The organism is Rickettsia endosymbiont of Ixodes scapularis (assembly GCF_000160735.1).
Classification (GTDB): domain Bacteria; phylum Pseudomonadota; class Alphaproteobacteria; order Rickettsiales; family Rickettsiaceae; genus Rickettsia; species Rickettsia tamurae.
Map to the genome: position 1 here is coordinate 450,585 of NZ_CM000770.1, position 1,101 is coordinate 451,685.

Here is a 1,101-nt window from a genome sequence, read left to right on the forward strand (position 1 = left end):
GACTTTATTAATTTCTTTAAACGATTATTTCTATTAATTACTCTTCTATAAAGTTCATTTAAGTCCGAAGTAGCAAATCTTCCACCGTCAAGCATAACAAGCGGTCTAATTTCAGGAGGAATAACCGGCAAAACATCCATAATCATCCATTCCGGCTTGTTTTCCGACTCTAAAAAATCCTCTACTAATTTTAAACGCTTTACTAATTTTTTCTTTTTGATTTCTGAGGAAGTGGTTTGTAATTCCTTGTATAATTCTTGCTTTAACTTTGAAAAATCAAGCTCTTTAAGCATTTGTTGTATTACTTCTGCACCTATAGAGGCAGTAAATGCATCTTCACCGTACTTATCTTTTGCTTTCTGTAATTCTTCCTCTGTTAAGAGTTCGCCTTTTTGTAAAATCGATAACCCTGGGTCAACTACTAAATAATTTTCAAAATAAAGAATCTTCTCTACATCTCGCATTGTCATATCAAGAAGCGTACTAATTCTTGAAGGCAATGACTTTAAAAACCAAATATGAGCAACGGGAGCCGCAAGCTCTATATGTCCCATTCTTTCACGTCTTACTCTAGAAACCGTAACTTCAACGCCGCATTTCTCACATGTAATACCACGGTTTTTCATCCGCTTATATTTACCGCAGAGACATTCGTAATCTTTTACCGGACCAAAAATTCTTGCACAAAATAAACCGTCTTTCTCAGGTTTAAAAGTTCGATAGTTAATTGTTTCAGGCTTTGTTACTTCACCGAAAGACCACGAACGTACTTGATCGGGACTTGCTATATTAATCCTTATCTGATCAAATTGTTGAGTATTACTTAATTGTCCGTAAAAATTTACTACGCTCATAAATACTTTTCCTTAAAAATTACTCGTATACTTCTTTATTAAAGTTCTTATTGCATGGCTCATATTTTTTGTCATTGCCATACTCCTCTTAGTCGCAGCGTTGTTGCATGGATCGTTTAATGTCATTCCCACGAAAGCGAGAATTCAGTAAAACCTATAAAAAACTTGTTTTTACAGGCTTGTTTTTTAAATAAATAACTTCTATACCAATATTTAAAGTTATTTTTCTGGATCCCCGCTTTCGCGG

Annotated in this window: 1 pseudogene; it reads right to left on the bottom strand. The window is 34.2% G+C overall.

The features are described from left to right. Positions 1 to 854 (bottom strand): annotated as a pseudogene (locus tag REIS_RS14020) (DNA-directed RNA polymerase subunit beta'); the annotation flags it as partial. Between the last annotated feature and the right edge of the window lie 247 nt (positions 855 to 1,101).